We start from the raw sequence: 3,398 nt of genomic DNA, 5'->3' as shown, positions 1-3,398 counted from the left end.
CTGGCCTTTGCCGACTGTATCTTCCATGGATGCTGTATCTTCTGTCGCACCGCATCCGGCGGCGATCAGAGTGACTCCTAAGCCCAATCCGGCGGTAAGTCCGAGGCGTTTCCAGTTACGTTTTGTTGTTTTTATCATAGGTATATTTCTCTCCTTTTTATTTGGCAATTAGGAACGATTTAGTCTTTATGTTGAACTTTTTTTACTGAATTTCTGGGTCAAGCGGTCAATGATGATGGCAAGCACAACCAAGGCCAACCCGGATACGAAACCGGAACCGATTTTGGCGCGTTGCAAGGCGGAAAGGACATTACGCCCCAATCCGGGTGCACCGATCATCGAAGCGATGACGACCATCGACAAGGACAGCATAACGGTTTGGTTGATGCCGGCCATGATCGTGGATTTCGCCAGCGGCAATTCGACTTTGAACAACCGCTGTGCGCCGGTGCTGCCGAATGATTCGGCTGCTTCAACCAGTTCGGTGGAAACTTGTCTGATCCCCAGATTCGTGAAGCGGACGGTCGGTGGGATTGCGAAAATAAGTGACGCAAGCACCCCGGGAACCATGCCGATTCCGAAGAAGGCTACGGCCGGGATCAGATAAACGAAAGCCGGCATCGTCTGCATGAAATCCAAGACCGGATTGATGATGCTGTTCGCGATTTTGTTTTTCGCCATCAGGATACCGAAAGGCACGCCGATCAGGACGGACAGCAAGCTCGAAAACAGGACCAGCGTCAAGGTGAACATCAAGTCTTCCCAGAGCCCTTGGTTATGGATAAACCAGAGACCGACGACGGAAAAGATGGCCAACCCGAATTTTTTACCCGAGGCAAAGAACGCCAACAGCGCCACTAACGCGATCAGAATGACTGCCGGGATGGCGGTCAGCGTTGAGGTCATCAGATCGATCAAAGTCTGCGAAGACGCTTTGATCGGATCGAACAGGAAGCTGAACGTGTCAGCAGTCTTGTCCGTGACGTATTCAGTGAACTCGGCAACCGGCAATTCAGGAATGAAATTTAATAGATTATCCATTTACGGACACCTCGCTTTCTCCTGCCAAAGCGGCTATGACGGCGCCTCTGACAAGTACACCCACCAATCTGTCGTTTTCGATGACAGCGACCGGCGAGCTTGAATCATGGATGATCGGGAAAATATCGCTCAAGGTAGTATCTTTGGAGACTTTCGGGATATCTACTCTGAGGATGCCATCCACTCTAGTAGTGTTGGCTTTCAACGCTTTCGTAGCGTCCTCGGCAGTGATGTACCCTTTCAGTCTGCGGTGATTGTCCACCACAAGGATTGTTGAAATCCCTTCTTGGCGCAATAATTCCAATGCGAAGAGCGGACCATGTTTTTCGATATTCATGACGATCGGACGCTTCATGATGTGTTCGGCAGTCAGCACTTTCGAACGGTCGACGTCCTCCACGAATTTTTCGACATAGCGCGTTGCCGGATTGGTCAAAATTTCCTCCGGCGTACCGATTTGGACCAATTCCCCGTCCTTCAGCAGCGCGATCCGGTCCCCGATGCGCAAGGCTTCGTTCAGATCATGGGTGATGAAGATGATGGTCTTGCTGACGTTTGCCTGCAGATCCAACAATTCATCCTGCATCTCACGGCGGATCAATGGATCCAAAGCCGAGAAGGCCTCATCCATCAACAGAATTTCCGGGTCATTCGCCAAGGCACGGGCCAACCCGACCCGCTGCTGCATCCCGCCTGATAATTGGTTCGGATACTGATGGCTGTAATCGCCAAGGCCGGAATTTTCCAAGGCCTGTTGCGCTCGTTCCTTGCGCTCGGCTTTTGCGACGCCTTGCACTTCGAGTCCGTACTCGGTGTTCTCCAAAATTGTGCGGTGCGGGAATAAGCCGAAGTTCTGGAAAACCATGCTCATTTTTTCCCTGCGGACTTGGCGCAATTCCTTCTTGTCCATGACCGATAAGTTCTCTCCGTCGATCAGGATGTTCCCCGTTGTCGGTTCGATCAAGCGGTTGAACATCCGCACAAGTGTCGATTTCCCGCTTCCGGAAAGCCCCATGATGACGAAGATTTCCCCTTCTTCTATGGAAAGACTGACGTTGTTGACCCCTACTGTCGCTCCAGTGGCGCGCAGGATGTCTTGCTTGCTCTTCTTTTGTTCAAGCAGTTCCAGAGCCTTCTCGGATTTTTTTCCAAAAATTTTCGTTACGTTCTCTATTTTTATTTTCGGCAAGTGCATTGCTCCTCTCAAATTTTTAATGCTGTATGCGTGGATTCTGTTGGTAATGGGAATGAAAGCCCGAATCCGATTGTGCGTCTCCGCAATGTACAAATATAGTGTTACATTTTCATTTATTCCGAAAATATAAATTGAAGATAATTTCGTTACATCACAAAGGTATAATCACTATTATCCAGTTATGGCGCGGATATGCAAATCAAAAACGAAAAACTTGTGAATTTTTTGTGAAAAAGGATGCGGTTACACACGCTTCCTAAAGGTAACCGCGGAGTATCTGAATTTTATTTAAAAAAGTTGTTTGCAGAATCGGCATGTTGCCATACGCACTGCACAACATAAAGATACTTACGCTGATTTTGCTGTGCTTAGAGCTCAAATTGTCGAATGTGTTCCCTGCATGGTGGCGACCCCCAACGCAAAAAACGCACCACCCCTTAGCTCTGTTTGACAGAGTAAAGGATGGTGCGTTCAACTATCATTCGCCGTTTCTTCAGGCTAATTCCCAAAGTTCGAGGCTGTAATCGATTGTGCTGCCTGCCGCGAGCGACAGGCCGGTTTCTCCCGCTTGCGGGAATACGCGGGAGGTGAAGGTACCTTCGCCGTCGTTGACGAAGATTTCGATTGAGCTGGTGTCGACGAAAATCTGCAGTTTCACTGTATCCATCTGTCCGACTGCCAGCGTGCGGGTCGTGCCGAATTCTTCAGCGAACGGGATGCCGCACTGGCTGCGGTCGATCGTGATTTTCTTGGTGGCTGGATCCAAGGTGATGCGGAAACGTTTGTCGTTGGCGGCATCTTCGCAAAGATCCAAAGTCACCGGCGCGTGGTTGGCTGACGCCAGGAATGTCACATCCAGTTGGAGTTCGTAACAGTTTGCGCCACTGCGCTCGAAATGCTTAGCTTCAGACAACAAGCCTGTTTCGGAAATTGTTTTCTCTTTGCGCAAAGCCACCAGTTCGCGAACCGGTTGCTGGATCAATTTGCCTTCCTTAATGGCCAACTCGCGCGGCAACGTCAGGCAGTGGGCCCAGTCTTCGCTGTCGGTCGGGTAAGCGACATCCGGTAATCCCATCCAAGCCGTCAGGATGCGGCGGCCATCTGGGCTTTCGGCGGTCTGGGTGGCGTAGAAATCGAAGCCGGCATCCAGTTCCTGGAAGCC

The 3,398-nt window shown here is 50.5% G+C and carries 2 protein-coding genes and 1 pseudogene; all 3 read right to left on the bottom strand.

Annotation, left to right across the window (positions count from 1 at the left end):
- Window positions 1-192: 192 nt before the first annotated feature.
- Window positions 193-1,041, bottom strand: a pseudogene (locus WBV27_RS05255) (ABC transporter permease); the annotation flags it as partial.
- Window positions 1,034-2,236, bottom strand: coding sequence for a quaternary amine ABC transporter ATP-binding protein (locus WBV27_RS05250; protein ID WP_424200067.1), 1,203 nt, complete (start codon window positions 2,234-2,236; stop codon window positions 1,034-1,036). The gene WBV27_RS05250 and the pseudogene WBV27_RS05255, both read right to left, overlap by 8 nt.
- A 493-nt stretch (window positions 2,237-2,729) precedes the next feature.
- Window positions 2,730-3,398 (bottom strand): glycoside hydrolase family 32 protein (locus tag WBV27_RS05245; RefSeq protein WP_424200065.1); only part of this gene is annotated, 669 nt, incomplete at its 5' end.

Origin of the sequence: Trichococcus sp., from assembly GCF_049589555.1 — a bacterium.
Taxonomy (GTDB): Bacteria; Bacillota; Bacilli; order Lactobacillales; family Aerococcaceae; genus Trichococcus.
The sequence above is the reverse complement of the archived record's forward strand: the minus strand, read 5'-3'. Positions and strand labels throughout refer to the sequence as shown.

Bases quoted from the DNA above. Each gene is read 5' to 3' on its own strand.
- WBV27_RS05250 (WP_424200067.1), bottom strand. From the start codon at position 2,236: ATGCACTTGCCGAAAATAAAAATAGAGAACGTAACGAAAATTTTTGGA.